This is a genomic window from Phenylobacterium sp. GW823-FHT02A09, assembly GCF_058797775.1.
In genome coordinates this window covers 200,204-226,788 of sequence record NZ_JBXAJZ010000001.1, presented here as the reverse complement: position 1 = coordinate 226,788, position 26,585 = coordinate 200,204, and the positions used below count along the sequence as shown (strand labels likewise).

Sequence of the window (26,585 nt, the reverse complement as noted above, 5' to 3'; positions counted from 1 at the left end):
CAAAATCAAGTCCCGGGCGAGGCGCCGCGCCGATAGCGCCGCAGACCCAGGTGGAAGAGCCCCGCAGCCAGGGCGCCATAGCCCAGCGCCGAGCCGACCACGATCGCAACGGCTCCCACGCTCGGCTCGCGCAGCATCTTCACCGGCGCCAGCACCACGAACGCCGCCGGCAGCACCGTATAGGCCGCGACCTTGACCAGTCCCTGGTGGATCGAGCCCGGATAGCTGGAAAACAGCAGCGTGAAATCGGTCAGGTCGCGGGCGAAGCTGCGCGCGCCCGCCGCCCAGAACGCGAGGCTGGCGAACGAGATCGCGGCCGAGACATAGACCGTGCCTCCCGCCGCGATGGCCACGACCAACAGCGACAGCTGCTCCCAGCGCACCTGCGCGAACAGCAGCAAGACCGCGACGCCGCAAGCCAGGTCACCCCAGGCCGTCGCGATGCTCTCGCGCGCCAGCAGCCGCGCGATCAGGCCCGCCGGCTGGGTGAGCAGGCCGTCCAGTTCGCCGCGCACGATCGACCCGGCCATGTCGCGATAGCCGCCGGCCAGCGCCCCGGCCAGGCCGACGATGCACATCATCAGCCCAAGCAGGAGCGCGACGTCGGCCATGCCCCAGCCGCCGATGCTGCGAAAGCCGGCGAAGAACAGCGCCCACAGGATCAAGAACACCAAGTCATTGACGATCATGCCGCCGACCTGCAACGCGAAGTTGGCCTTGTCGGCGAACGACATCCGCACGGATGCGGCGGCCTCGGCGGCGTAGAGGCGAAGAAAGCGCATCATACCCCTCCCCGCCGCAGCACCTTGGCCAGACCCGCACGCCAGAGCCCGATGCACGCCGCGCTCAGCACCACGATCCACAGCAGCTGCCAGCCCAGCCCGACAAGGAAGAGGTCGGGCGTCATGGTCATCGCCGCGGGCCAGTAGAGGTGCGCGGCGAACGGCGAGGCCTTCGCGATGGCCTCCATGAGAGGCGGATAGAGCGTCACAGGCGCGTAGAGCCCGCCCAGCAGGAACATCAACTTCTGGATCACCAGCTGGAACGGCAGCACCCGCCGCGCCCAGAACGCCATCAGCCCGGCCAGGGCGTAGAGCAGCACCCCGACCACGACGCCCAGAACGCCCAGCACCAGCAGACGCGGAAACGCCTCGGGCGGGGGCCACGCCCGCCCCGACGCCGCCAGCAGCGCCAGCGCCGTGATCCCGAGGGCGGCCAGCCGCACGAGGGCCGCGCCCAGGTTCTGGCTCAGCACCTGGAGCAGGTACGACTTGGGCCGCAACAGATGCGGCTCCAGCCCGCCCGAGCGGATGTCGTCCTCCAGCCGAAGGTGGGTGGCGGGCAGCGACAGCGTCACCCACTCGGTCGCGCCGATGTAGAGCGCCAGCCCGCCCGCCGGCAGCGCATAGGCCAGCGTACCGGGCAGCTGCTCGGCCGCCACCTTGTCCCACAGCGCCGACAGCACCAGCAACAGGATCACGAAGAACACGCAGCGCCCGGCCAGCACCGGCCAGGCCGCCAGGGTCTCGCCGGCCCCGACCCGCAGCGCCGCCCAGGCCGCGCCCGCCCCGCGCCGGGCCTCAACGACCGCCAGAGTAGATGTCATGGATGACCTCCTCCATCGGAGGGTCCTCGATGGTCACGTCCTCGATGCCGCCCTGGGCCAGCGCCGCGGCGATCACCTGCTCGACGCGGGTGACGCCGGTGTCGACCTCCAGCACCGTGGTGTGCGCCGCCGTCGCGCGGCGGCTGACCCCGGGCAGGTCGAGGCAGACGCCCGCGCTGGCCGACTGCAGCGTCACGATCTTGCGGCCCAGGAACCGGCGGCGCAGTTGGTCGGTCGGCTGGTCGACGACGATCCGCCCGTCGCCGATCACGATGACCCGCTCGCAGACCAGTTCGATGTCGCGGGTGTCGTGCGAGGTCAGCGCGACCGTAAGGCCATGGTCCCGGGCGTGCTCGCGCACGAAGTCGCGGATCGCCGCCTTGGCGGTCACGTCCAGGCCGATGGTCGGCTCGTCGAGGAACAGCAGCTCAGGCCCATGCAGCAGGCTGGCGGTGATCTCGCAGCGCATCCGCTGGCCCAGCGACATGCGGTTGACCGGCTGGTCCATCAGCTCGGCCAAGGCGAAACGTTCGGAGAGGTCGCCGAGCCGCCGGCGCGCCACGGCCTCGTCCTGGTCGTAGATCTTGGCCAGCAGCGCAAAGGAGTCCCGCGCCGGCAGCTCGCCCCACAACTGCGAGCGCTGCCCGAACACCACCCCGATCCGGTAGGCCAGCGCCTTGCGTTCGCGCCAGGGCACCAGCCCCAGCACCTGCGCCTCGCCCGCTGTCGGCTCCAGGATGCCCGACAGCATCTTCAGCGTCGTCGACTTGCCCGCGCCGTTCGGTCCGATGATCGCCACGCGCTCGCCCGGCGCGATGTCGAACGACACCCCGGCCACGGCCTCGATGGTCACCTGCTGAGACGAAAACGCGCCGGCCAGCCCGCGGCCGCGCTTGGCGTAGCTATAGCGCTTACAGAGGTTCCGGACGGTGATGGCGGGCGTGGTCGACATGGGCGGGGCTCGGATGGCGGGTCTGGGAGGCAAGGTTTGGGCATGCGAAATACGTCGGGCGCGGGTAAGCGAGCCCTTGGTAATTCGGCATGTTCGAAGCCTTGCCGGCCATCGCGTTCAAATCCGATCCGCCGCGAACACGTTCGCGGAACGCGGGTAGGTTTAAGTCGAGCTTTCGCGCAATGCAACTAGCGCGGTCGAAACAGCGCCTCGAGGCCCTGGATCACGTCCTCCATCAACGTCGAGTCGCCGCTCTCGTCGGCCTGGGTCAGGGCGGCCGCGCCATGGCCGCAGGCCCAGACCGCCAGGGCGACCTTGTGGATGATGGCTGGGTCGACGCCCTGCTGGCTGGGCGCGCCGGCGATCACCTCTTCCAGTACGGCGAAGGCGCTGTCGCGGGCCTCGGCCACATCGCCCTCGGCGATAAGGGTGGCGTCGAACATCAGCTCATAGAGCGCCGGCTGAGCCCGGGCGAAGTCGAAATAGGCCAGCGCCGTCGTGCGGATCGGCGTGGTCTCGGCGTGCGCCCCGGCCTCCCTCAGACTCGCCTCCAACTCACGGAAACCCATCGCCGCCAGCCCAGCCAGCAGCGCCGCCTTCGAGGCGTAGTGGTGATAAACCGAGCCGGCCGCGATCCCGGCCCTGCCGGCCAACGCCCGCAGGTTCAGCTCGGAGCGCCCGCCCGCCTCCAGCAGCGCGCGCGCTTCGTCTAGCAGCAGGGTGCGCAGATTGCCGACGTGGTACGGACGGCGCCGGACGCCTTGATCGGTCCAGGCCATCAGGCCGCTCCCGCCGGGGCGTCCGAAGTCGATTGCGCGGTGGCGCGGCGTGGCATGTCGTCCTCCCTATCCGAACGATGTTCTCAAGCCCGTCCCGGCTTGTCGAGGCCGCCGTTCGTCTGCGAGCGACAAAGTGAGCGTTGATCACCCAGCCGCCCCCCGCTAGCGTCACGCATACAAGAATTTTCGTGGGGAGTAGACGATGGCCGCGGATGTGAAAGTCGCCGTTCTGGGCGCGGGCTTCGCCGGACTCTGCATGGGACTGCGGCTCAAGGCCCAGGGTGAGTCGTCATTCCTGATCCTCGAAAAGGCCGATCGCGTCGGCGGCACCTGGCGTGAAAACGTCTATCCGGGCGCAGGCTGCGACATCCCCAGCCACCTCTACTCATACTCCTTCGCCCCGAACCCGGATTGGCCCGAAGTTTACTCCGCCCAGCCCGACATTCTCGCCTACATCGAAGGCGTCGTGGACGAGCACGGCCTCGCCGGCCACATCCGTTTGAACGCCGAGGTGACGGGCGCGAGGTGGGACGAGGCCGCCGACCGCTGGTCGATCTCTCTCGCCGACGGCTCCAGTCTGACGGCCGAGGCCTTCGTCACCGCCTGGGGCCAGCTCAACCGCCCCAAGCTGCCGCCGATCGAAGGGCGTGAGAGCTTCGCCGGCGCGGCCTTCCACTCCGCCCATTGGGACTCCGCGATCGATCTGGCCGGCAAGCGGGTGGCGGTGATCGGCAACGGCGCCAGCGCCATCCAGTTCGTGCCGGAGGTCGCCAAGGTCGCCGGAAAGCTGACGCTCTTCCAGCGCTCGCCGAACTGGATCGTGCCGCGCATGAACCGTCCCTACACCGACGAGGAGAAGGCCCAGTTCCGCGCCCGCCCGGAGCTGATGGAAAAGGTCCGCAGCGAGATCTTCCACATGGCCGAGGACCGCCTGATCGCCAAGCGCAACGGCACCGCGCCGGTCGAGGAGGTCCCGATCCCGCTGGCCCACCTGAACGCCCAGGTCGCCGATCCCGAGCTGCGCGCCAAGCTGACCCCCGACTACGAGGTCGGCTGCAAGCGGGTGCTTATCTCCAACGACTTCTATCCCGCCCTCACCCGACCCAACGTCGAACTGGTCACCGAGGCCATTACCCGCATGACCGCGCAGGGCGTCGTCGATGCGACCGGCCGTCTGCACGAGGCCGACGTGGTGATCTACGCGACCGGGTTCGAGACCAAATCGTTCGCCGGCGAGACCGCGATCGCCGGGCTCGGTGGCGTCACCCTGGCCCAGGCCTGGACGTCCGGGCCGGAGGCCTACCTCGGGATCACCGTCGCCGATTTCCCCAATCTTTTCATGCTCTACGGGCCGAATACGAATCTCGGCCACAACTCGATCATCTTCATGATCGAGGCCCAGGTCGGCTATGTGCTGCAAGCCCTGGCCCAAGACCGTCCGCTGTCGGTCGGCGCAGCCGTCCAGGCCGCCTACAACGACAAGATCCAGGCCGAGCTCGCCCATACGCCGTGGGCCGGGACCTGCACCAGCTGGTACAAGACCCCGGAGGGCAAGATCCTCAACAACTGGCCGGGCTCGGCCCAGGCTTACGCCGACGCGGTCGCCCGCTTCGACGCCTCGGCATACGTGGACGCCCGCGCCGCCGAGCCGGCCGAGTAGGTCAGCCGAACACGAAGTCGGCGGCGCTCAGCGCCGACTTCGCGACGCCCGCCAGCACGATGGTCTGGCCGTCGAGCTGAATGATCGTATTGGCGCCGTCGGCGACGAGCTTGCTCGTCAGCGCGGCGAAATCCGCGGCGTCCGTCGTCGAGAGGCGGATGCGGTCGCCCTCGGCCCGGGAGAAGTCCATCACCACGTCGCGGCCGCCGCCGGCGGTGAAGTTGAAGATATCCGCGCCCGCGCCGCCCACCAGTACGTCATCGCCCAGGTCGCCCGACAGATAGTCGTCGCCCGCGCCGCCGAAGACGGTGTCCGCCCCCTGCCCGCCCAGCACCGTGTCGCGGCCCAGATCGCCCAGCACATAGTCGTTTCCGGCCCCGCCCTGGACGAAGTCGTCGCCCTGTCCCCCGAACACGCTGTCGTTCCCGAGGTCGCCGAACAGCGTGTCGGCGCCGGCGTTGCCGTGGACGAAGTCGTTGTCCTGCCCGCCGCGCACGATGTCGTCGCCGCCGCCGCCGGCGAGGGTGTCGGCCCCGGTGTTGCCTTGAATGAAGTCGGCGCCCGCGCCGCCGCTGACGCTGTCGTCGCCAGGCCCCGCCGCGACCTCTCCGCCTGCCGCCGGCAAGACGACCACGTCGTCATCGCTGACCTGCGTCGGCGGGACGTGGCCAACCTTGTAATTGTTGGAGATCGCGATGCTGGCTCCGGTGTTGCCGGCCGCATCCGTCACCCCGCTCGTTTCCAGCACGATCAGGTTGGTCGCGTCGGTAATGCCGGCCGTCGGCGTCAGGGTCGCGGTCCAGGTCTTGCCGCCGTCCACGCTGACCAGACTGGACAGCACGCCATTGGCGACCGACAGGTCCGAGAGATCGAAGCCGACCACGCTCTCCGAAAACGTGATCGTGACCAGGCTGGTTTGTCCGGCCTGCATTTGCGCGTTGGCGACCAGGATCGTCGCCGTCGGGAGGGCGGTGTCGATCTCGTAGTTGTTGGAACCGACCGTGCCCACGCCAGAGTTGCCGCGAGCATTCACAACGCCCGTCTGGTCCAGCTCAATGACGTTGCTCGCGTCGGTCATATTGGCGGTCGGCGCCAGCATCGCCGTCCAAGTGACGCCGCCATCGCCGCTGATCAAATTGGATATCACGCCGTTCGCGACCATGAGGTCGGCGATTGTGAAGCCGGTCACCGCCTCCGAGAAGGTGAACGTGACATGGCTGGTCTCGCCGGCCTTCAGCGCCGCGTCTGCGACCACGATGGTCGCGGTCGGGACGATCGTGTCGATGACGTAGTTGGCCGAATTGGTCACGCCGGTGCCGGCGTTCCCGGCCAGATCCGTGTAGCCGACGTTGTTCACCACTATGAGATTGGTCGTGTTGTCGACGCCTAGGTTCGGCGTGAACGTCGCGGTCCAGGTGATCCCGCCATCGGCGCTGCTCAAGGTCGACAGCGTCCCGTTCGCCACCGTCACGTCGTCGTTGGTGAAGCCGGCCACAGCTTCGGAGAAGGTCACCGTCACCGTCGAGGTTTGGCCCGCCTTCAGCTCCGTGTCGGACATGACGATGGTGGCCGTCGGCCGTTGGGAATCCAGGATGTAGTTCGGGGAATCGACCGTGCCCGATCCAACATTGCCGCCAAGGTCGGCGACGCCGGTCAGATCGACGGTGATCACATTGATCGTGTCGGTGATTCCGGCCGTCGGCGTCAGTGTCGCACTCCAGGTGACGCCCCCGTCGCTGCTGCTCACGGCCGATAGCGTGCCGTTGTCAAACGTCAGGTCGGCGTTGGTGAACCCGGTCACCGCTTCCGAGAACGTGAAGGTCACCAGGCTGGTCTGGCCTATCCCGAGGTTCGGGTCGGCGACGGCGATGCTCGCGGTCGGGCGGAGCGTGTCGATGGACATTGGCGCGAGAGAGGCCCCGCCGCCCTGATTGCCGAAGCTGTCGGTGTAGGATCCCGACGCCACGGAAACGTTTCCGACCCCTGCGGCCACCCCGAGACTCGGGGTGAAGGTCGCCTCGTAGACGCCCCCGCCCATATCGCTGAGTCCAGAGACGGCTCCGCCGGAAAAGCTGATATCGGCGACCGAGAAGCCGGTCGGCGGCGAGGAAAAAGTGAAGGTCAGGAGGGCGCTCTCACCCGCCTTCAGCGCCGCCTCCGAGCTGGTTATCAGCACCGAGGGCCCCAAGGTGTTGATCACGATCGCCGAACTCGAGCCGCCGCCGCCGTCGTTTCCAATGACATCGGTGTAGGAGTTCGCAGAGAGCGACACGGATCCCAGGAGGCCGCTCAAACCACCGTTGGGCGCAAAGGTCGCCGTATAGATCAGGGGGTCGCCAGTGGCGGAAAGTCCCGACAGCGTGCCGCCCACGGCCGACATGTCGCTGAGACTGAAGCCAGCCACCGCCTCGGAAAAGGTGAGAGTGATCGTCGCCGTCTCCCCGGACCTCAGCTGGGAGGCGGACGACGAGATCGAGACGCTCGGCGCCTGAGTATCCAGCGAGATCGCCGGGCTTATGCCGGCCAGGCCCAGATTGCCCAACGTGTCCGCATAGGCGCCGGCTGCGACGGACAGTTCCGCACTCGCGCCGTTCAATCCTCCCGAAGGCGAGAAGATCGCCTCGTAGACGAGGGGATCGGGCGTGGCGGCCAACCCCGACAGCGTTCCGTTCGTGACGGTCACGTCGCCGAGGGTGAACCCCACGGGAGCCGCCGAGAATGTGAAGGTCGCGGTCGCCGTCTCGCCAAGCTTCAGCGCGGCCTTGTCGAGCGTGATGTTGATAGTCGGCGCGGCCATGGGGACTCACTCAAATGGGACACTGCCCCCGAATGCCCCGAGCACGGGAAGAATTCTATCTAAAGTCGTGGTAAATGCGCCCCTGCACCCAGAAGCCTTAGGCGGCCTTAGCGTCTCCGGCCGCCTCCAGCACCTGCTGCAATGCCTCGAACAGGCGCCCCACCTCGATCGGCTTGGGCACGAAGCCGTCCATGCCGGCGGCCATGTATTCGGCCACCTGATGGGCCATGGCGTTGGCGGTCAGGGCGATGATCGGGGTGCGTTCGCGCCCTTCCAGGGCCTCGCGGCCGCGGATCAGGGCGCAAGCGCTGGGCCCATCCATGACCGGCATCTGCACGTCCATCAGGATCACGTCCCACTCTCCGCTTTCCCAGGCGCGGACGGCCTCGACACCGTTCTCGACGATGTGCGGGTCAACGCCGATCTGGTGCAGCAGGGTCTTCAGGACCAGTTGGTTGACGGTGTTGTCCTCGGCCGCCAGCACCCGCAGCGCCGAACAGGCGCAGGCTTCGATCTGCTGGGCCTCGGCGCTCGGCGGCGTCGGCAGCGCCGCGCTCGCCCCGACCCAGTTCAGCGGCAGGGTGACCACGAAGGTAGTGCCCGCGCCGACCTCGCTGGTCGCCTCGATCGCCCCGCCCATCAGCCCGGCCAGTTCGCGGCAGATCGCCAGCCCCAGACCCGTGCCGCCATAGCGCCGGGTGGTCGAGGCGTCTGCCTGCTCGAACTTCTGAAAGAGCGCGGTCAGGCGATGGGACGGAATGCCGATCCCGGTGTCCGACACGCTCAGCCGCAGGCCTCCCGCGTCGCGGTCAACGCTGACCCGCACCTCGCCCTGCTCGGTGAACTTCAGGGCGTTGGAGACCAGGTTGTAGAGGATCTGCCGCACGCGGGTGGAATCCCCGCGATAGACGCCCAGCGCCGCCGGTTCGATGCCCAGCGCGAACGACAGGCCCTTCTTGTTGGCGATGGCGGTGAAGGCCGCATGCGCCCCGCGCGCCAGGGCGGCGACGTCGAAGTCCGCCTCCTCCAACTCCAGCTTGCCTGCCTCGATCTTCGACAGGTCGAGCACGTCGTTGAGGATCGCCAGCAGCGTCTCGCCCGACTGGCGGATCACTTCCAGCCGCTCGCGCTGGATGTCCGACAGCCCGTTCTCGGCCGCCATCGCCTGGGCCATGCCCAGCACCCCGTTCAGCGGCGTGCGGATCTCGTGGCTCATGGTCGCCAGGAAGGTGGACTTGGCCCGATTGGCGGCCTCCGCGTCTTCCTTGGCCTGGACCAGGGCGCGCTCGGCGGCCTTGCGCTCGCTGATGTTCTGCAACGCGCCGATCACCCGCAACGGCCGGCCGCGCTCGTCGGCGATCAACCGCGTCGAACCCATGGCCCAGACCTCGCGATCGTCGCGGCGGACCAACCGGTACTCGGGGCTGTACGGCTCGCCGGTGCGTAGGTGCTCGCGCCACGCCTCCTCGACCCGCACGCGGTCGCGCGGATCGATGGTTCCGAAGATGTCGCGGTGCAGTTCGTCGTATGTCTTGGGTTCGGTGAAGAAGGTGTCCTCGGCCCCGGTCTTGATCAGCTCGCGGCGCGAATAGTCCATCTCGAAGACATGGATGTCGGCGATCTCCATCGCCAGCATCAGTCGCTGCTCGGAGCGTTCGGTCGCCTCCAGCGCCTCGACCATGTCGGTGATGTCGTAGCTGGCGATGATCAGACCGCCGACGCCGCCGTCGGCGGCGTACCAGGGCGCCAGCTCAGCTCGAAACCAGCGGACCGCGCCGCTGGGCTCGTTCACCTGGATGCGATCGGCCTTGATGCTCTCGCCGCAAAGCACGCGGTCGTAGGCTTCCTGCCAGCGCGCATACATGTGCGGCGCCAGTTCCTGGATCGTGTGGCCGTAGACGATCGGCTGCCCCAGCTCGAGCGTGCGGATCCAGCGTGGGCTGGCGCCGATCACGCGCATCTCGCGATCGGTCAGCACCAGCGCGACCGGCATGGCCTCGACGATGGCGGCCAGGGTCGATTGAATGGCGTCGCGTTCGCGGCGGCTCTGCTCGCGCGCATGGCTGGCCTGGGCGCGCGACCACTCGTCGGCGACGAACTCCGCCAGGTCGCCCAGCCGCCCGGCCAGGCCGGCGTCGAATGCGCGCGGCGCATCGCCGAACACCGCCAGGACGCCCGGCGTCGTGCCGTCGGCCAGGCGGATCGGAACCCCGACATAGGACCTCAGATAGGGCGGGCCCACCACCGCCGGGCTGTCGGCGAAGCGCGGATCAAGGTGCGCGTCCTCGATCCACAACAGCTCGCCGCTGGCCTGCACCAGCTCGGCGGCCTTGTCGCGCTGGCGCACGATCTTCGAGTCCGGATCGCGACTGCGCCAGACCTCGCCGTCTTTCAGGAAAATGATCTGCGCCTCGAGCGCACAAAACATGGTCTTCGCGAGCCGCGTCGCGCGGTCGCAAACCGCCTGGGAGATCTCCAGGCCAAACGGACGCGACTCGGCCGTGCCGCCCGCCATGCTGATCCCCCCGTTTCGTTTTTGATATCAGCGGGATGAGCGTGAGGGACTAAAGTTAAGGCTCAATTGAAGCGGTTGTGACGCGCTGGCGCTCAACCGCGGGCCGTCGCCGCCGGCCAGGCCCAGTCGCGGAACTCGCTGGGATGGATGAACTCGGGTCGGAACCACGGGCGCTCGCGGGCGTCGAAGATCGAGCCCAGCCATTCGGCGACCCGCGCCACGCGGCCGGTCTTGGCCGTTTCGCGGTGATGGCAGAGCCACACTGTGGAACTGGCCAGCGGTGGGATGTCCAGCATCACCAGATCCGGCGCCACCGCCACGATGGCGGTCGGAATGGCCCCGATCCCGGCGCCGCGCTGGATGGCGTGCAGCATCACCGTCGACGAATTGACGACCATCGCCGGCTCGGCCAGCTCCATGAACGCCGAGGTTTTCGCGCCCCAGCGCCCGCGTTTGCTGACCTGCGCCGAGTGATAGATGAACCTGTGGCCTACCGCCGCCTCGATCCGCGTGGGGGCCCCATACGTGTCGAGGTACTCACGCGAGGCGAACAGCGCGTAATGCAGCGTCGCCAGGGGCGAAGCGGTCAATTCCGGCACCCCGCTGGCGTCCATCAGCTGGATCGAGAGGTCCACCTGACTGTCGACCGGGTTCTCAGGATAGAATCCGCAGTCCAGGCCCAGCTTGATGCCGGGGTTCTCGCGGACGAAGTCGGCGACCTCCAGGCCGGTCACGTAGCCGCCGATCCCCTCGGGCATCGCCACGGTCACTTCACCCGCATCGGGGGTCTCGTGGTCCAGGCTCAGGCGCTCGATATCCTGCGACGCGCGCTGCATGGTCAACGCCCGGTCGTAAACCATCTCGCCGGCCCGGGTCAGTGAAACCCCGCGCAGTCCACGGTCGAACAGCTTGGCCCCGAGGCGAAGCTCCAGGTCGTCGATACGGCGTGTGACCGTGGGTTGAGTCGTCTTCAGGCGGCGGGCCGCGGCGCCGAAACTACCCGTCTGAGCAGCCGCTACGAAGGTTTTGATATCGTCCCAGTCGGCATGTCCGCCGTCGCCATTGTCCATCCGGCACCCAAAAGGCCGTGGGGCCCCCATACGAACTTCGAGGCTGCACACTCGAACATTGACGCTCTACCAAATCACATCTTCGCACAAGAAGGCGATGTGATGATGAACATTCGCGATTTCGCCGAACGCTGTCATCGAGGACTGAGCGAACTCGGTATGACTCTCGCCACCCACGACGACATCGTCGAGGGCCGCGCACTCGCCGCCCGGACTGTCAGTCCGAACATCGCCACGGTCGAAACCCTTGCGCAGCTACAGGATCTCACCCAGGCGTCCTCGTTTACCTTCCGTGGCGTCAATGGGCAACTCGCCGGGGTCATCGCGGTCATCCCGCTGACCCCCGCGGCGCTGCCCGGCCTCGCGGCGGGCGTGTTCGATGGCGTCAATCCACCGCAGGATCAGGCCGCCCGTCCGGGGGAGCCGGTCGTCGCCATCTACGGCTGGGGAATGGCGGGGACCACGCTGCGCGGTCGTGCGACGGTGATGGCCGGGGCGGTGAAGCTGCACCGCGACCTCTTCCCGACCATCCCGTTGTATGGCCGCGCAGCGACGCCGGGCGGCGAGCGCACGCTCCTCAAGCGCATCGGCGCCCGGCCGGTCCCCGGCCCCGGCGGCCTGGTCGTCGCCGACGCCTGGGCCCGCATCGGGAGGGCCGCCTAATGAACGCCAACGTCCGCATGCCGATGGACGCCCGCGCCGTCACAGACATCGACGACGCCGAGCTCGAAATCGTCATCTGCCGCACCCTGCCCGACATCATGCAGGCGATGGCGGTCCGCTCGCTGGTCTACCTGGGGGAACAGGCCTGCCCGTATGACGAGGAGTACGACGGCAACGACTTCGCCGGGACGACGCACCTGGTCCTGCGCCGCAACGGCGAGCCCATCGGGACGCTGCGGGTGCGTTGGTTCGCCGAGTTCGCCAAGGTCGAGCGGGTCGCCGTACGGCGCGAGTATCGCGGCGGGCGCGCGACCTTGATGCTGATCCTCGCCGCCAAGCGCCTGGCCGAAAAGAAGAACTACCGGCAGATCCTCGGCTACGGCCAGGTCCGGCTGATCCCGTTCTGGGAACAGTACTTCAACGCTCGCATCCGTCCTGGCCGCGAGGGCTTCGCCTTCTCGGACCACGACTATGTCGAAATGGTCGTCGAGGGCGCGCCGCCGCCCGACGCCCTGACCCTCGAGAGCGATCCCATGGTGCTGCTGCGCCCCGAAGGCGCCTGGGACGAGGCCGGCGTCCTCGATCGCTCGGTCGCCCGTCCCGCCACCAATCTCGGCGCGCACGCCCGATGAGTTCACCGCCACCTGCGGCCCTGGTCTGCCTCGACCTGCAGCGCGCCCGGCTTTCCGCCGCTCCCAGCGCGGCCGACGTCGCCACGGCGTGTCGACGGGTGCTGGAACAGGCCAGGGCGCGCGGCTGGCCCGTGCTACACGTCCACCGCCGCGAAGGCGCCCCCGAAGCCGCCCGGCCGATCGCCGGCCTGGAGCCGCTGCCGTCCGAGCCGGTCTATGTGCGACCTGGCCCCTCGGCCTTCTCGCACCCGGCCTTCGCCCGCCACGCCCGGGGGCTAGGCGGCCCGCTGGCGCTGATCGGCTTTTCGATGGCCGATGCTGTGCTGGCCACCGCCTTCGCCGCGGCCGACCTGCGGCTGCCCGTCGAGGTGTTGAGCGACGCGGTCGCCACCGGCGGCGACGACGCCCCCGACCTGCGCCGCGCGCTCTGCACGCCGCTGACTTCGCTTTTCCCCCTTTGTCGGCTCATCGCGGCCGACGACCTGTTGAAAGAGGAGGCCGCGGCGTACGCTGCGGCCAATGCGCCATGAGTGAGATCAAGATCACCCAGACCGATCGCGAGGCCGGCGACTTCCGCCGCATTCTCGACGGCGACGAGCGCATGGATCCCGACGCCCGCGAGCTGCTGCAGATGGCCGCCCTGCTCGGGCCGCGCGACCGCGTCGCGCTCAGCCACATCATCAAACGCGCCGGAGAGATCTGCGACCAGCAGGGCGAGGACGTCGCCCTGGCCGTGCTCGATCAGATCGAAGCCATCCTCCAGGGCCGCAAGGCCGACGCCTGACCCGCGCCAAGCGAGTTGACGCAACCAAGACTCGCGCCATAAGCGAAGATTAACTTTCTGTTGCAGTGCAGCGGCCGTTTCACGATATAGGTGTGGCGGGGCGCGATACGCCTATGGCAGATAGCCAATGTGCGTTTTGGTACGTGATTAGGGACGTTTTTCAGTGAACGAGAACTCCGAGGACCAAGGACCGGACCCGATCGACGTTGCGGTGGGTCACCGCATTCGTGTGCGTCGCAAGTGGCTCGGCATTTCCCAATCGACCCTCGCCGACCACCTGGGGGTGAGTTTCCAGCAGGTGCAGAAGTATGAGCGCGGGGCCAACCGCGTCTCGGCGTCGATGCTGGTGCGCATCGCTCAGAAGCTCGACACCACTGTCGGCGAACTGGTCGGCGAGACCCCGACCCCGATGAGCGACGAGAGCCTGTTCGAAAAGTTAGCCGTGCCTGGCGCGGTGCAACTGCTCGAGGCCTTCGCCAGCGTTCAGCAGCCCTCGATGCGCACGGCGATCCTGAACCTGACGCGCTCGCTGATCGAGGACTCCGAAGAGACCGTCGGCATCCGCCGCGCCCGCTAGTCGGGCGCGCGCCTCGCCGCAAAGGCGAGGTGATGCAGCACCACCCCAGCGGTCACCGCTACGTTCAGCGAGTCGAAGCCGTCCGCCATCGGAATGCGGACGGTTTTCGCGCATTCCAGCAACGCCTTCGACAAGCCAGGCCCCTCGGCCCCCAGCACCACCGCGGTGCGCGGCGCGCGCGCGGTCTGCGCCAGGGTCGTCTCGCCGGCCGGGCTGAGCGCCAAGGGCTGAAAGCCGCGGCGCTCCAGCACCTGGAGCAGGTCCTCGCCCTCCCCCAGCCGCGCGAACGGCTTGAGCAGCGCGGCCCCGACCGACACCCGGATCGCCTTGCGGTACAACGGATCGCAGCAGGTCGGGTCCAGGATCACCGCATCGGCCCCGAACGCCGCGGCGTTGCGGAACAGCCCGCCCATGTTGTCGTGGTTGGCGATGCCGCTCAGCACCAGCACCAGCGCGTCGGCCGGCAGACCGGCCAGCAGTTCGTCGGCGCTCGGCTCGGCCGCGCGCCGGCCCAGCGCCAGGATGCCGCGGTGGATCGGGAAACCCACCACCGCGTCCATCACCGCCTGGCCGGCGGCGTAGACCGGTACGTCGTCGGGTATCGCCGCGATCACGTCGGACAGCGCCGCCACGCGCTTGTCGGCCAGCAACAGCGACTGCGGGCGAACCAGCGGCGAGCGCGCCAGCACCCGGACCACCACCTCGCCCTCGGCCACGAACAGGCCCTGGCGGCCCACGAGGTCACGCTCGCGCACATCGCGATAGGCCGCGATGCGCGCGTCGTTCGGATCCTCGATCGTGACGACTTGAGCTACCAGATCTTTACCCGCTGCTCAGGCGCCAGGTAGAGGCCCTGCCCCGGCTTCACCTCGAAGGCCGGATACCACGGATCGAGATTGCGCACCGTTTGCGCTCGGTATTCGCCCGGCGAGTGCACGCCCGACAGCACGTTGCGGCGCAGAGAGGCCTCACGGAACTTGCTGCGATAGTTCTGCGCCCAGCCGAAATAGAACCGCTGGTCGGCGGTGAAGCCGTCGATCACCGGCGCGGGCTGCCCCTTCAGCGACAGGTGGTAGGCGTCGTAGGCGCTGGCCAGGCCGGCCAGATCGGCGATGTTCTCGCCCAGCACCTGGTTGCCGTTCAGGTGCAGGCCCGGCAGCGGCTCATAAGCGCTGTACTGCGCCGCCAGCGCCTGACCGCGGGCCTTGAACTGGGCCATGTCGGCTGGCGTCCACCAGTTCTTCAGATCACCCTTCACGTCGAACAGCGCCCCGGTGTCGTCGAACCCGTGAACGATCTCGTGGCCGATCACCCCGCCGATGGCGCCGTAGTTCACCGCCGCGTCGGCGTTGGGGTCGAAGAAGGTCGGCTCCAGGATCGCAGCCGGGAACACGATCATGTTCTGCATCGGCAGGTTCAGGGCGTTGACCGTCTGCGGCGTCATCCACCACTCGTCGTGGTCGACCGGCCCCTTCAACTTGGCGACGTTGCGCTGGTAGTCGAACAGTTCGCCGCGCCGCCAGTTGCCGTAGGCGTCGCCGCGCACGATCTGCAGGCCCGAATAGTCGCGCCACTTGTCGGGATAGCCGACCCCGACGCGGAACACCGCCAGCTTCTCCTTGGCCTTGGCCTTGGTCTCGGCGCTCATCCAGTCCAGCCGATCGATGCGCGCGTCGAAGGCGGTGAGAATGTTCTTCACCATCTCCTGCATCTGCGCCTTCGCCTCCGGGGTGAAGTGACGCTCGACATAGAGCTGGCCGACCGCGTCGCCCAGGGCGGCGTTGGCGTTGTCCACTCCACGCTTCCAGCGCTCGCGCTGCTGCGGCGTGCCGGCCAGCCCCGTGCCGTTGAAGGCGAAGTGCTCGTCGGCGAACGCCTTGGAGAGATAGGGCGCGCCGCGCTCGATGGCGTGGAACGCCAGATAGTCCTTCCAGGTCTCGATCGGCTGGCCGCCGACCAACTGGGCGATGCCGGCGATGGCGCTGGGCTGCCAGGCGCCGAAGGTCGGCTGCTCGCTCATCCCCGCGCCCTGAAGCCAGGCGGTCCAGTCAATGCCGGGCGCCTTCTTCTGCAGGTCGGCGCGGGTCCAGACGTTGTTGGCCTTGGCCACGTCGCCGGTCTCGTCGACGGAGAGGTGCGTCTTGGCGATCGCCGTCTCCAGCGCCAGGATCCTGGCCGCCCGCGCCTCACCGTCGGAATAGCCGGCCAGCGCGAACATCGCGGCGATGTGCGCCTTGTACTTGGCCCGCAGGTCCTGGAAGCGCGCGCTGTCGTCCAGGTAATAGGCGCGGTCGGGCAGCCCCAGCCCGCCCTGCATGATGTAGGGCCGGTACTTGGACGTATCGTTCATGTCCTCGGCGACCCACAGGCCGAACAGCCGGTCGGTCGTGTAGTCGGTCATGTTCAGGGCGTCGACGTCGGCCCGCAGGGTCGCGCCCAACTCACGCGACAGGTCGGCGCGCGTCTTGATCGCCGCGATCGCCGCCAGTTCGGGCTTCAGCGGCGCGGCGCCGGCCGCTTCGATCGCCGCCTCGTCCATGAAGCTGGCGTAGTAGTCGCCGATCTTGCGGGCGTTCGTGCCGGCCGCCGCCTCGGACTTGGCCGCGTCCTCCAGGATCGCGCGGGTCCGCTCGGCGGCCAGGTCGCGCAGCACGGCGAAAGTAGCGTAGCTGCCGCTGTCGGCCGGGATCTCGGTGGTCTTCATCCAGCCGCCGTTGGCGTAGGCGTAGAAGTCGTCGCCAGGCGCGACCGATGTATCCATACCCGCCACGTCGAAGCCGAACGTGCCGTACTTGGGCTTGGGCTTGGCCGCCTCGGCGACCGAGGCCGGGGCGGCCTCGGGAGCAGGCGTCGGCGTTGTCGTCGCGCAGGCGGCCAGCACCAGCGGCGCGCACGCGCCCAGCAGCAGAGTCTTCCAGGTGTTCATCGAGCGCTCCCATACCCGGCGCCGTTCCCCGGCGCCGCAGCCTTTGGAGCCCTTATGACACTTGCCGCCGGCCAGCGTAGCGGCCAACGCATTAAACTTACGTCATATGTGACGCTTGTTACGCCGCCCGCGCGCGCCGCACGCCGCTGAGGATGGTCTGCGCCGCGCCGGCCGCCTGGCTGCGGATGTCCGGAACCGAGGTGATCTCCCAGAACGCCCCGCGGGTCAGCGGCCCCACGGCGAACAGGCCCGGCTCGGCCCGTCCGCTGGCCCCGATCAGCCGCGAACCGACGTCGACCTCGGCGCCGAGCCGACAGGGGTCGGGGCGGATCAAGCCGCGCGCCAGCAGCTTCCGCAACAGCGGTTCGCTGGCCCGCTCCAGGTCGCCGAGCAATCCGGCGCAGTTGACCACCGCCGACACGCTCAGCCGCCGCATCAGATGGCCGCCGCGCGGACGCCACGCCACCTCGACATTGTCGCGGGTTAGGGTCAGCGAAGTCACCTCCCCGGCCCGCACGACCAGTTCGCGCCCCCGCATCAGCAGCCCGATCCGCCGCGCCACGCTGGGCGCAAGCCGGTGGCGGTGCACGTCCCACCAGGGCCGCAGGTGGCGCAGGAAGGCCTGCCGCTCGGCTTGGCTCCAGCCGAGCCAGATCGCCTGCACATGCGGCCGCAGGCTGTCGATCGCTTCTCGCCAGCGCCCGCCGTCCGACGCCTCGCGGATCGCCGCCAGCAGCTCGCGCGGCGTTCCCCTCGGAGCGACCTCGCCCCCGTGCTCGCTCGTCGGGGCGTGCTGGCGCGGGGTCAGGCCGCGGCGCGAAATCGCCCAGAACCGGCGCCCCGGACGCCACAGGCTGACCGCCGCGTCGACCATCGTCAGGCCGGTCCCGAGCAGAAGGACGTCGTCCCACTCCGGATCCAGCTTGGCCTTCGGATCCCAGGGGTCGCCGATGTAGCGGGCCGAGGACAGCAGCGTCTCACCCGCCGTGGCCGGGGCCGCCGGCCGCAGCACGCCTAGGGCCAACACGACGGCCGAAGCGTCGAGCTCGCGGCCGAGCGCCAGCCGCACCCGCCACCCCTCGCCCGCCCGTTGCACGTCCACCGCCTCGTCCTGCTCCAGCAACAGACGCCCCGGCGCCATCGTCTCCAGCGCTTCGCGCAGCAGGTCCTGCAAATAGTCGCCATAGACGCCGCGGGTCACGAAGCCGCCGTGCGAACTCCAGCCCTCGTGCCGCGCCAGCCAGCGGGTGAAATGCTCGGCGTCGTCCGGATAGGCGCTCATGTTCGCCACCCGCACGTTCAGCAGGTGATCGGGATTTGCCGTGGAATAGGCCGCGCCGCGACCGAACGCCTTGGCGCGCTCGATCAGCCGCACCGTCGGCCCATCGGGATCGGCGGCCAGATGCAGGGCCGTCAGCAGTCCCGAAAACCCTGCTCCGATCACCACCACTGTGGGCCGCTGACTCATTGATCCGAACTCCAAAATACGTAGGCCGACTTAATTCCTATCACTTTTATGGAGTTTAAAACGACAGAAAAACTGCATTCGAACGCAGATCGGATGAGACGGCTGTGGAAAGTCGCGCTAAAACTTGACGCCTGCGTCATCTTTGGCTGAGACCGAGGGCGCAATCGGACTGGAGGAGGATTCACATGAGCGACGGCAATATCGATCTGAGCAAGGACGCCCGCGCGCTGGCCTATTCGACGCCGCTCGACCAGATCAATCCGGCCCAGCCGGCTCTCTTCCAGTCGAACGAGATGTGGTGGAACTTCGAGCGCCTGCGCAAGGAGGACCCGGTCCACTACACCGCCGAGAGCGAGTACGGCCCGTACTGGTCGATCACCAAGTACAACGACATCATGGCGGTCGACACGAACCACCAGGCGTTCTCGTCGGAGCCGGGCATCACCATCGCCGACCAGAACGGCGACGAAGGCCCGCTGCCGATGTTCATCGCCATGGACCCGCCCAAGCACGACATCCAGCGCAAGACGGTCAGCCCGGCGGTCGCGCCAGCCAACCTCGCCATCCTCGGCCCGCTGATCCGCGAACGCGCCGCCGCGATCCTCGACTCCCTGCCGATCGGCGAGGAGTTCGACTGGGTCGACAAGGTCTCGATGGAACTGACGGCCATGACCTTGGCCACCCTGTTCGGCATCGACCAGGCCGACCGCCGCAAGCTGACCTACTGGTCGGACGTGGTGACCGCGGTCCCCGGCCACGGCCTGATCGACACCCTCGAGCAGAAGATGCAGATCTTCCTCGAGTACCACGGCTACTTCACCGAGCGCTGGAACGAGCGGGTCAACGCCGAACCGACCGGTGACCTGATCTCCATGCTGGCTCACGGCAAGGACACGCGGGACATGTCGCCCCGCGAGTACTTCGGGAACGTCGTGCTGCTGACCGTCGGCGGCAACGACACCACCCGCAACACCATCTCCGGCTCGATCCTGGCGCTGAACCAAAACCCGGATCAGTACAAGAAGCTGCGCGAGAACCCCGACCTGATCCCGTCGATGGTCTCTGAGACCATCCGCTGGCAGACGCCGCTGGCCCACATGCGCCGCCGCGCCACCCAGGACATCGAGATCGGCGGCAAGCTGATCCGCAAGGAAGACAAGGTCGTCATGTGGTACGTCTCGGGCAACCGCGACGAAGAGGTCATCGAGCGGCCGAACGACTACATCATCGACCGCGCCCGCCCGCGGAACCACATGTCGTTCGGCTTCGGCATCCACCGCTGCGTCGGCAATCGCCTGGCCGAGCTTCAGCTGCAGATCATCTGGGAAGAGATCATGAAGCGCTTCCCCGACATCCAACTCGTGGAAGAGCCCAAGCGCATCTACTCGACCTTCGTGAAGGGCTACGAGTCGATGAAGGTGGTCATTCCGAAGCGCGCCTGACCGCTTTCGTCGCGCGACGATTGGAGAGCCTGGGCCCCGCGCCTAGGCTCTCTTCGTATGAGAACCCTGCCCTTCGACCCCACCGACATCGGCGCCGTCGTCGACGCCATGTACGCCATGATCTCCGGCCCCCAGGGCCCTCGCGACTGGGCGCTGCAGGCCGAGATCTTCCATCCCGACGCCCGCCAGATGCGCACCTGGATCGGGGAGGACAGGCGTCCGAACATCAAGATCATGGACCCCGCCGCCTACCAGGCCGACGTCGAACCGTTCTTCGCCGCGCACGACTTCTATGAGGTCGAGATCGCCCGCCGCATCGACGTGTTCGGCAACATGGCCCAGGTCTGGAGCGCCTACGAGGCGCGCACCGAGCCCGGCGAGGCCCCGCCCGACCGGCGCGGGATCAACTCCATCCAGCTCTACTGCGAGGCCGATGGCCGCTGGCGCATCGTCTCGATGATCTGGGACAACGAGCGTCCTGGACTTGCCCTTCCGTCATTCGAGTAGACACTCGCCTCCAAACAGGGAGGCGGCCATGTCCGAGCCGTTCGACATCGAAGCCCACGTCCGGCGTCTGACCGACGACGGCTACACCGTGATCGAGGACTTCGCCGACGCCGCCGCCTTGACCGCCGCACGCGCGGCCCTGGCCCCGCACCTCGGCTCCCATCACGGCCGCAACGCCTTCGAAGGCTTCTCGACCGAGCGCGTCTACACCCTGGTCGCGCGCGGCAGGGTGTTCGAGCACCTGACCGCCGAGCCTCGCCTGCTCGCCCTGCTCGACCGCTTCCTACAGCCGAGCTACCTGCTGACCGCCAGCCAGGCGATCTGCATCTACCCAGGCGAGGCGGCCCAGGCGCTGCACACCGACGACGGCTTCTACCGCCAGCCGCGTCCGCGCCCGGCCATCAGCCTTTCGCTGATCGGCGCGATCGACGCCTTCACCGACACCAACGGCGCGACCGACATCATTCCGGGCAGCCATCGCTGGAGCGACGCCGACATCGCCGCCCTCTCGCCGGAGAAGGCTCTGTCGATGCTGCGGCCTGTCGTCATGCCCGCCGGCGGCGCCATCGTCTTCCAGGGGACGCTCGTGCACCGCGGCGGGGCCAACCGCAGCGACGCCCCGCGTCTGGCCTTCACCAACCAGTACTGCGAGCCCTGGGGCCGCACGCAGGAGAACTTCTATCTCGGCGTCCCGCGCGAACGCGTGCAGGCGATGTCGCCGCGCCTGCAGGACCTGCTCGGCTACAACATCTGGCCGCCGTTCATGGGCCAGGTCACCGGCTCGCACCCGCTCAAGAGCCTCGAGGACGACTGGGTGGCGCCGGTGGAGCGCCAGGCCCTCTAGCCGAGGTTGCGGCGGTAGAGCGCATTCAGCCGCTCCCAGTGCCGCTCGGCGCCCTGCTTCTGGTAGAGCGCCCGCTGCGGGAAGGTGAAGCCGTGCTCGGCGCCCGGATAGATCTCGACCTCGGCCCGCGCCCTGTCGGCCTTCAGCGCTTTGGCCAGCGCCGCCACCGTTTCCAGCGGCGCCCAGCGGTCGGTCTCGGCGCAGGCGAAGTAGAGCTCGGCCGAGCTCTTGCGCGCCGCCAGATGCGGGCTGTCCTCGGCCTCGGTGACCAGATAGGTGCCGTGGATCGAAGCGGCGGCCTTCACCTGCGGCACGCGCACCGCCGCATTGATCGCGAACTGTCCGCTCATGCAGTAGCCGACCGTGCCGATGCGGCTGGCGTCGGCGCCCAGCTGGCCGGATGCGAACGCGACCATCGCCTCGACGTCGTCCATCACCATCGGGATGGTGAGCCCGTTCATCAGGCCCATCATCCGCTCGCGCAAGGCGTCGTCCATCGCCCCGCCCGGCGGGACCAGCTCCAGCACGCCGGCCCGGTAGTAGAGGTTGGGCAGCATCACGTAGTAGCCGGCGCTCGCGAGCCGCCGGGCCATGTCGCGCAGCTCCTCGCGGATGCCCGGCGCGTCCATCAGAAACAGGATCAGCGGATGGGGCCCGTCACGCTCGGGATGAACGATGAAGGTCGTGCTCGCCCCGTCGCTCAGCGGGATTTCCAGCGTCTGCTCGATCATTTGCCCACCTCCCTCGGCATCAGCACGCAGGCCCGCGCCAGCGACACCCGCGTCAGTTCGCGCCGCCGCAGGAACACGGCCATCGCATCGGTGGTCGGGTCCCGCGACGTCTGCCATTCGCCGAGATCCCGATAGCGGGTCATCAGCAGCAGCCGGCGCGCGCCGGCCTCGCGGTCGGCCTCGTCCTCCTCGGCCAGGAACAGGCCGAAGATCTTGGTCTCGAACCGCGCCTCGAAGTCGGGCCAGGCCTCGCCCGACAGCCGTACGAACTCCTCGACCGCGCCGCCGTCGATCGTGAACCAGTTGTGGACGTAGATCCCGCCCAGCTCCGGCGGCGTCTCGTCGACCGGCCGCAAGGTCGGCGTCAGCCGCACCCGGTCGCTGGCCACGATGCCCGGCGTGAACGAGACCCGGGTCCCGGCCGCAGCCAAGACCAGCGCCTGGTCGGACGCGAACCCCAGCAGCGGCGCGAACACCGCCCGCACGCCGGCCGAGCCGTAGAGGTGATCGGCCAGCACCCGCTGGGCCGCGCGCTCGCGCCCCAGCGTCAGCTGAAAATAATCGTATTCCAATGACTTGGCCCTAGTAGTTGACGCGCGTGGAGATCGCGCCATCGACCAGCATGTTGATCCCGGTCGTGAAGGCCGAGCGCGGGCTGGCCAGGAACACGGTCGCCGCCGCCACCTCTTCCGGCGTCGCCATCCGGCCGGTCGGATTGCGCTTGATCATCTGGTCGAAGAAGCCCGGCATCCCGGCCTTGACGTTGCCCCAGACGCCGCCTTCGAAGAACACGGTGCCAGGCGAGACGACATTGGCGCGGATGTGCTTGGCCGCGTTCTCGCGCGCCAGGCCCTTGGCGTAATGGATCAGCGCCGCCTTCATCGCCCCGTAGGACGAGGCGTTCGAGGCCTCGGCCGCCGACACCGACGAGGTGATCAGGAACGCCGCGTCGCCGTGCGTCTCGCCGGCCTTCTCCAGGAACGGCCGCGCCGCCTCGAACGTCCGCACCGCGCCCAGGATGTCGATCTCGAACATCGCGCGCCACTCGTCCTCGCCGGCGCCCTGCACCAGGGCGCTGGCGTTCGAAACCATGACGTCTATGCCGCCCAGCGCTTCGCCGGCCGCCGCGACGAAGGCGCGGATCGCCGGGCCGTCGGCGATGTCCACGGCCTGACCGAAGGCCTTCACGCCCTTGGCTTCCAACGCCTTGACGGCTTCAGCCACCTGGTCGGCGTTGCGCGCGCAGATCGCGACGTCCGCGCCCTCGTCGGCCAGCAGGTCGGCGATCGCCCGCCCGATGCCGCGCGATCCGCCGGTGACGACCGCCTTCTTGCCCTTCAAACCCAGATCCATGTCCCGCTCCCTTGTTCGTTGGACGCTGTTCTAACCTGAAGCTGCGACGCTTGCGCAGACTTGACAGAAGGTCTCGCCCGACAATTTGTGAGCCGATGCTCACGACGCCTGCCTCGACCAAGGACAAGCTGGTGCGCGCGGCCCTGGAAATCGGCGCGCAGGACGGCCTGGAATCCGCCACCACCGCGGCCATCGCCGCGCGCGCCGGCGTGGCCGAAGGCACGCTCTATCGGCACTTCCCGTCCAAGGACGACCTGCTGATCGAGGTCTATCGCGGCATCAAGCGGCGCATCTTCGAGGCCATCATCGACGGCGAAGACAGCGACGAGGCTCCCGACGCCCGCCTCAAACGGGTCTGGCGTCTGCTCTACGAGGCCTACCGGGCCGACACCCTGTCGTTCATGTTCGGCCAGCGCTTCGCCGAGTCCTCGCTATCCAAGCGCGAGGGCGGCGCCGCCCACGAGCAGATCTCCTCCGCCGTCGGCCGGCTGCGCCGCGATGGGATCGAGAGGGGCGTCTTCAAGAACCTGCCCAGCGACCTGATGGCCAGCCTGTTCTTCGCCCCGGTCGGCTACATGCTGAAGTCGGAGCTCAAGGGACGCACCTGGACCGATGCCGAACTCGACGCCGCGGCCGAGGCGGTGCTGGACTCGATCCGGGCCTAGGAGCCCGCGCCGGGCGGCATGTTCACCCAGAGCGGCATGCTGAAGTCGAGGAAGATCGACTCGCCCTCGAGGCGGTTCCTCGCCTCGAACTCCTTGATTGCGTGCAGCCGCAGGGTCGCCGGCGCCTTGCCGAACAGCAGGAAGTTGTAGGCCCCGGTCACGCCCAGGCCCGCCACCCGGCCCTTGAAGGATCCGAGCCTGGCGCCCGCGCCGGAGTCGCCGCTGACCTGTTCGAAATAGTAGCCCTGCACGCCGGCCGACCAGGTCTTGTTGAACTTCTTCTCGACCGCCGCCTCGGCGTGGAACTCGGTTCCGGTCTCGTAGCTCGTGTAGTCGTTCTCGCCGTTGAAGGTGAAGCCGGCCTTGCCAGAGACGTCCCAGCCCGCCTCCTCGTCCAGATAGGTCCCCGCCAGCGACACGTCGGCCGCCCAGCGATGGAAGGCCAGGTTGGCCAGCTTGTCCTTGCGGTACTGGCCGACGGGTACGTTGATCAGGGTGCTGGCGGCGATATGGGTCTTGCCGCTCTTCCAGCCCCAGATCGCGGTCAGCAGCGGATCGCCCATCACGAAGGCGGAGTCGCTCTTGCTGCGCTCGATCTGCCGTCCGCCCGGCCCGGTCAGGGTCGCGGACACCTCGACGTCCGGGCCGCCGATCGGCAGCGCCAGCCCCACCGCCAGCGTGCCGCCGGCGAGGTCGGTGGTCGGCACCCACAGGACGGTGGCGAAGTTCGCATTGACCGTGGCGTCCAGCCCGGCGACCACGTTGCCGCCGATCACGAACTCCCGTTCGCCGCCGGCTTCGCCGCTGTAATAATATTGGGTGTCGGCCAGGAAAACGCCCTCGATCGGCGGCACGATCGCCGCGCCCGGCCCGCCCGATCCCAGCAGATAGACACTAGCCCCGCCCTCCGAGGCCTCGGCATGACCGGCCACGAACGCCAGCGCGACGCCGCTCGCGGCGGCGGCGATCCACCGCGCCCTCGTCCTCTTTGAATTGCCCATCGCGACTTCCCCTTGTGGCGGCGATCCTGGGCGGTGATCGTGGCGGCGGGGTCCGACGGCGCCCATGAGGTGAAACCCGCGGTTGCTCCTCGGCAGACCAATGACGCGCCATTGTCGGAATTGGCCGGCTGACGACGTCCTTGGGGTAGGCGAACCTCGGAGATCTGCGATGCAACCAACCAGCGGCCATGCGTCCCGCGCCGGCCTCAACGTCTACTACGAGATCCACGGCGGACCGCTGCGCGCCGACGCAACGCCTTTTGTGCTGCTGCACGGCGGGCTGATGACCGTCGAGATCGGCTTCGCCGGCCGGCTGCTGCCGGCGCTGGCCGCCCTCGCCCCGGTCATCGCCGTCGAGCTCCAGTGTCATGGCCACACGGGCGACCGTGAAGGTCCTATGCGCATGGACGACCTCGCCGACGACGTCGCCGCGGTGCTCGATCATCTGAAGGTCCCCGCCGCCCACCTGGCCGGCTTCAGCCTCGGAGCCATGGTCGCCTTCGGCGTGGCGATCCGCCATCCGGCGAGGGTCGCCAGCCTCTCGGCGCTCGGTGCGTCCTACACCTTCGACGGCATGCAACACGACCTGATCAGGCTGCAGCGCGAGCCCGGACATATCCCGTCCGAAGCGCTGATCCCGCTGCTGCCGACCGAAGAGGACTTCGCTTCGTGGCGGGCTAGCTTCGAGGCTGTCGCCCCCGATCCCACCGCCTTCGACCGCAGCGTCGAGCGCATCAACGTCATGGTCTCGAGCTGGGAGGGCTGGGCGAAGGCCGAGGTCGCGGCCATCGCCGTCCCGGCCCTGCTGGCCATCGGCGACAACGACTTCGTGCGCATCGACCACGCCGCCGAGACGGTCGCCCTCTTGCCCGACGCACGGCTCGCCGTCCTGCCCGGAACCACCCACACCGGCCTGCTCGACCGCGGCGACTGGCTGGTCCCGATGATCGCCGAGCGGATTACAGCGCCTTTTCCAGCACGATGAACTCTAGGTCGTCGCGCGCCGGCTGGCCGAAGCGCAGGTCCGCATAGGGGAACGGCCGCGTCTCCCCCGTGCGGGCGTAGCCGCGCCGCTCGTACCAGGCGATCAGCGTGTCGCGGATCTGGATGACCGTCATCCGCACCCGCTGCGCGCCCAGCTCGCGCACGTGCGTCTCGGCCGCCGCCAGCATGGTCCGTCCCAACTGGCGGTCCTGCAGGTCCGGGCGCACCGTCAGCATGCCCAGGTACCAGGCCCCGCCGTCGGTCGGCTCCAGCCAGACGCAGCCCACTAGCGGTGCGCCGGCCTCGTCGCGCAAGGTCATCACCATCGCCTGCGGATTGGCGGCCAGGTCGCCGGCCAAGGTCTGCGCGTCGGTGCGCTGGCCGTCCAGATAGTCGGCCTCGGTGGTCCAGCCCTGGCGCGAACTCTCGCCCCGATAGGCGGAGTTCACCAGCGCGGCGATGGCAGGCAGTTCGGACGGATCGGCGGGAGCAAAATGCATGGCCTTCGGTAATCCATAAGCTGCGCCTTCCCGCCAGCCGAAACTTCCGGGCCCTGTCGGAAGGCCGTCGATCGCTTGACGCTTTCCACGCCAGCGCCTAATTATCCGCATGTGAGTGAACGCTCACAA

25 protein-coding genes and 1 pseudogene are annotated in these 26,585 nt (G+C 68.5%); 11 read left to right on the top strand and 15 right to left on the bottom strand.

The window, feature by feature from the left end:
* Positions 1–5: 5 nt before the first annotated feature.
* The 4 genes and pseudogenes from AC1Q87_RS01165 to AC1Q87_RS01150 form a co-directional block, all read right to left on the bottom strand.
* Positions 6–782 carry an ABC-2 family transporter protein gene (locus tag AC1Q87_RS01165; RefSeq protein WP_492607205.1) on the bottom strand — a complete coding sequence of 259 codons (777 nt, stop codon included), beginning with the start codon at positions 780–782 and terminating at the stop codon, positions 6–8.
* Entirely contained in the window at positions 782–1,606 is an 825-nt protein-coding gene (locus AC1Q87_RS01160; protein WP_492607204.1) for an ABC-2 family transporter protein, read from the bottom strand. The genes AC1Q87_RS01165 and AC1Q87_RS01160 overlap by 1 nt, the downstream gene beginning before the upstream one ends.
* Positions 1,581–2,432 (bottom strand): annotated as a pseudogene (locus AC1Q87_RS01155) (ABC transporter ATP-binding protein); the annotation flags it as partial. The gene AC1Q87_RS01160 and the pseudogene AC1Q87_RS01155, both read right to left, overlap by 26 nt.
* A 314-nt stretch (positions 2,433–2,746) precedes the next feature.
* A complete protein-coding gene (locus AC1Q87_RS01150; RefSeq protein WP_492607203.1) occupies positions 2,747–3,337 on the bottom strand; it encodes a TetR/AcrR family transcriptional regulator in 591 nt (196 codons plus the stop codon).
* Between the two features lie 202 nt (positions 3,338–3,539).
* On the opposite strand from AC1Q87_RS01150, the gene AC1Q87_RS01145 reads away from it, so the two are divergent.
* Complete coding sequence (locus AC1Q87_RS01145) at positions 3,540–4,997, top strand: flavin-containing monooxygenase (protein ID WP_492607202.1); 1,458 nt, start codon at positions 3,540–3,542, stop codon at positions 4,995–4,997.
* A 1-nt stretch (position 4,998) separates the two neighbouring features.
* Here the strand turns inward: AC1Q87_RS01145 and AC1Q87_RS01140 are convergent, their stop codons facing one another.
* From AC1Q87_RS01140 to AC1Q87_RS01130, 3 genes are all read right to left on the bottom strand, one after another.
* Positions 4,999–7,794 carry an Ig-like domain-containing protein gene (locus tag AC1Q87_RS01140; RefSeq protein ID WP_492607201.1) on the bottom strand — a complete coding sequence of 932 codons (2,796 nt, stop codon included), beginning with the start codon at positions 7,792–7,794 and terminating at the stop codon, positions 4,999–5,001.
* A 97-nt stretch (positions 7,795–7,891) separates the two neighbouring features.
* Positions 7,892–10,309, bottom strand: coding sequence for an ATP-binding protein (locus AC1Q87_RS01135; protein WP_492607200.1), 2,418 nt, complete (start codon positions 10,307–10,309; stop codon positions 7,892–7,894).
* A 92-nt stretch (positions 10,310–10,401) separates the two neighbouring features.
* A complete protein-coding gene (locus AC1Q87_RS01130; RefSeq protein WP_492607199.1) occupies positions 10,402–11,379 on the bottom strand; it encodes a LysR family transcriptional regulator in 978 nt (325 codons plus the stop codon).
* Here AC1Q87_RS01130 and AC1Q87_RS01125 point away from each other — a divergent pair.
* The 5 genes from AC1Q87_RS01125 (at position 11,356) to AC1Q87_RS01105 (ending at position 14,035) form a co-directional block, all read left to right on the top strand.
* Complete coding sequence (locus tag AC1Q87_RS01125; RefSeq protein WP_492607198.1) at positions 11,356–12,042, top strand: hypothetical protein; 687 nt, start codon at positions 11,356–11,358, stop codon at positions 12,040–12,042. The genes AC1Q87_RS01130 and AC1Q87_RS01125 overlap by 24 nt on opposite strands.
* Complete coding sequence (locus tag AC1Q87_RS01120; protein ID WP_492607197.1) at positions 12,042–12,674, top strand: GNAT family N-acetyltransferase; 633 nt, start codon at positions 12,042–12,044, stop codon at positions 12,672–12,674. Before AC1Q87_RS01125 ends, AC1Q87_RS01120 begins: the two co-directional genes overlap by 1 nt.
* Entirely contained in the window at positions 12,671–13,204 is a 534-nt protein-coding gene (locus tag AC1Q87_RS01115) for a cysteine hydrolase family protein (protein WP_492607196.1), read from the top strand. Before AC1Q87_RS01120 ends, AC1Q87_RS01115 begins: the two co-directional genes overlap by 4 nt.
* A complete protein-coding gene (locus AC1Q87_RS01110; protein WP_492607195.1) occupies positions 13,201–13,458 on the top strand; it encodes a hypothetical protein in 258 nt (85 codons plus the stop codon). The genes AC1Q87_RS01115 and AC1Q87_RS01110 overlap by 4 nt, the downstream gene beginning before the upstream one ends.
* Before the next feature lie 163 nt (positions 13,459–13,621).
* Positions 13,622–14,035, top strand: coding sequence for a helix-turn-helix domain-containing protein (locus AC1Q87_RS01105; protein ID WP_492607194.1), 414 nt, complete (start codon positions 13,622–13,624; stop codon positions 14,033–14,035).
* On the opposite strand, the gene AC1Q87_RS01100 is transcribed toward AC1Q87_RS01105, so the two are convergent.
* The 3 genes from AC1Q87_RS01100 to AC1Q87_RS01090 all read right to left on the bottom strand — a co-directional run bounded on the left by AC1Q87_RS01100 (position 14,032) and on the right by AC1Q87_RS01090 (position 18,429).
* Entirely contained in the window at positions 14,032–14,790 is a 759-nt protein-coding gene (locus AC1Q87_RS01100) for a TrmH family RNA methyltransferase (protein ID WP_492607193.1), read from the bottom strand. The two genes, AC1Q87_RS01105 and AC1Q87_RS01100, sit on opposite strands and share 4 nt — an antisense overlap.
* Positions 14,791–14,846: 56 nt before the next feature.
* A complete protein-coding gene (locus AC1Q87_RS01095) occupies positions 14,847–16,961 on the bottom strand; it encodes a M13 family metallopeptidase (protein WP_492607192.1) in 2,115 nt (704 codons plus the stop codon).
* Between the two features lie 118 nt (positions 16,962–17,079).
* Positions 17,080–18,429 (bottom strand): FAD/NAD(P)-binding protein, encoded by a 1,350-nt coding sequence (locus tag AC1Q87_RS01090; protein ID WP_492607191.1) that lies wholly within the window; start codon positions 18,427–18,429, stop codon positions 17,080–17,082.
* 185 nt (positions 18,430–18,614) lie between these two features.
* On the opposite strand from AC1Q87_RS01090, the gene AC1Q87_RS01085 reads away from it, so the two are divergent.
* The 3 genes from AC1Q87_RS01085 to AC1Q87_RS01075 are packed head-to-tail and all read left to right on the top strand — an operon-like array spanning position 18,615 to position 21,222.
* Complete coding sequence (locus AC1Q87_RS01085) at positions 18,615–19,871, top strand: cytochrome P450 (protein ID WP_492607190.1); 1,257 nt, start codon at positions 18,615–18,617, stop codon at positions 19,869–19,871.
* 57 nt (positions 19,872–19,928) lie between these two features.
* A complete protein-coding gene (locus AC1Q87_RS01080) occupies positions 19,929–20,378 on the top strand; it encodes a nuclear transport factor 2 family protein (protein WP_492607189.1) in 450 nt (149 codons plus the stop codon).
* Between the two features lie 28 nt (positions 20,379–20,406).
* A complete protein-coding gene (locus tag AC1Q87_RS01075) occupies positions 20,407–21,222 on the top strand; it encodes a phytanoyl-CoA dioxygenase family protein (RefSeq protein WP_492607188.1) in 816 nt (271 codons plus the stop codon).
* Here the strand turns inward: AC1Q87_RS01075 and AC1Q87_RS01070 are convergent.
* Genes AC1Q87_RS01070 through AC1Q87_RS01060 form a run of 3 tightly spaced genes read right to left on the bottom strand, consistent with a single transcriptional unit; the run spans position 21,219 to position 23,306 of the window.
* Positions 21,219–21,953 carry a dienelactone hydrolase family protein gene (locus tag AC1Q87_RS01070; RefSeq protein ID WP_492607187.1) on the bottom strand — a complete coding sequence of 245 codons (735 nt, stop codon included), beginning with the start codon at positions 21,951–21,953 and terminating at the stop codon, positions 21,219–21,221. The genes AC1Q87_RS01075 and AC1Q87_RS01070 overlap by 4 nt on opposite strands.
* The gene (locus tag AC1Q87_RS01065; RefSeq protein WP_492607186.1) at positions 21,950–22,525 is read right to left on the bottom strand and encodes a hypothetical protein; all 576 of its coding nucleotides are present in this window, start codon (positions 22,523–22,525) and stop codon (positions 21,950–21,952) included. The genes AC1Q87_RS01070 and AC1Q87_RS01065 overlap by 4 nt, the downstream gene beginning before the upstream one ends.
* Before the next feature lie 10 nt (positions 22,526–22,535).
* A complete protein-coding gene (locus tag AC1Q87_RS01060) occupies positions 22,536–23,306 on the bottom strand; it encodes an SDR family NAD(P)-dependent oxidoreductase (protein ID WP_492607185.1) in 771 nt (256 codons plus the stop codon).
* A 95-nt stretch (positions 23,307–23,401) separates the two neighbouring features.
* On the opposite strand from AC1Q87_RS01060, the gene AC1Q87_RS01055 reads away from it, so the two are divergent.
* Positions 23,402–23,971, top strand: a complete 570-nt coding sequence (locus AC1Q87_RS01055) for a TetR/AcrR family transcriptional regulator (RefSeq protein WP_492607184.1) — start codon at positions 23,402–23,404, stop codon at positions 23,969–23,971.
* On the opposite strand, the gene AC1Q87_RS01050 is transcribed toward AC1Q87_RS01055, so the two are convergent.
* Positions 23,968–24,972, bottom strand: a complete 1,005-nt coding sequence (locus tag AC1Q87_RS01050) for a SphA family protein (RefSeq protein ID WP_492607183.1) — start codon at positions 24,970–24,972, stop codon at positions 23,968–23,970. The two genes, AC1Q87_RS01055 and AC1Q87_RS01050, sit on opposite strands and share 4 nt — an antisense overlap.
* 169 nt (positions 24,973–25,141) lie before the next feature.
* Here AC1Q87_RS01050 and AC1Q87_RS01045 point away from each other — a divergent pair, with 169 nt between their 5' ends.
* Entirely contained in the window at positions 25,142–25,957 is an 816-nt protein-coding gene (locus AC1Q87_RS01045) for an alpha/beta fold hydrolase (RefSeq protein ID WP_492607182.1), read from the top strand.
* Here AC1Q87_RS01045 and AC1Q87_RS01040 read toward each other — a convergent pair.
* Positions 25,932–26,456 carry a GNAT family N-acetyltransferase gene (locus tag AC1Q87_RS01040; RefSeq protein ID WP_492607181.1) on the bottom strand — a complete coding sequence of 175 codons (525 nt, stop codon included), beginning with the start codon at positions 26,454–26,456 and terminating at the stop codon, positions 25,932–25,934. The genes AC1Q87_RS01045 and AC1Q87_RS01040 overlap by 26 nt on opposite strands.
* Between the last annotated feature and the right edge of the window lie 129 nt (positions 26,457–26,585).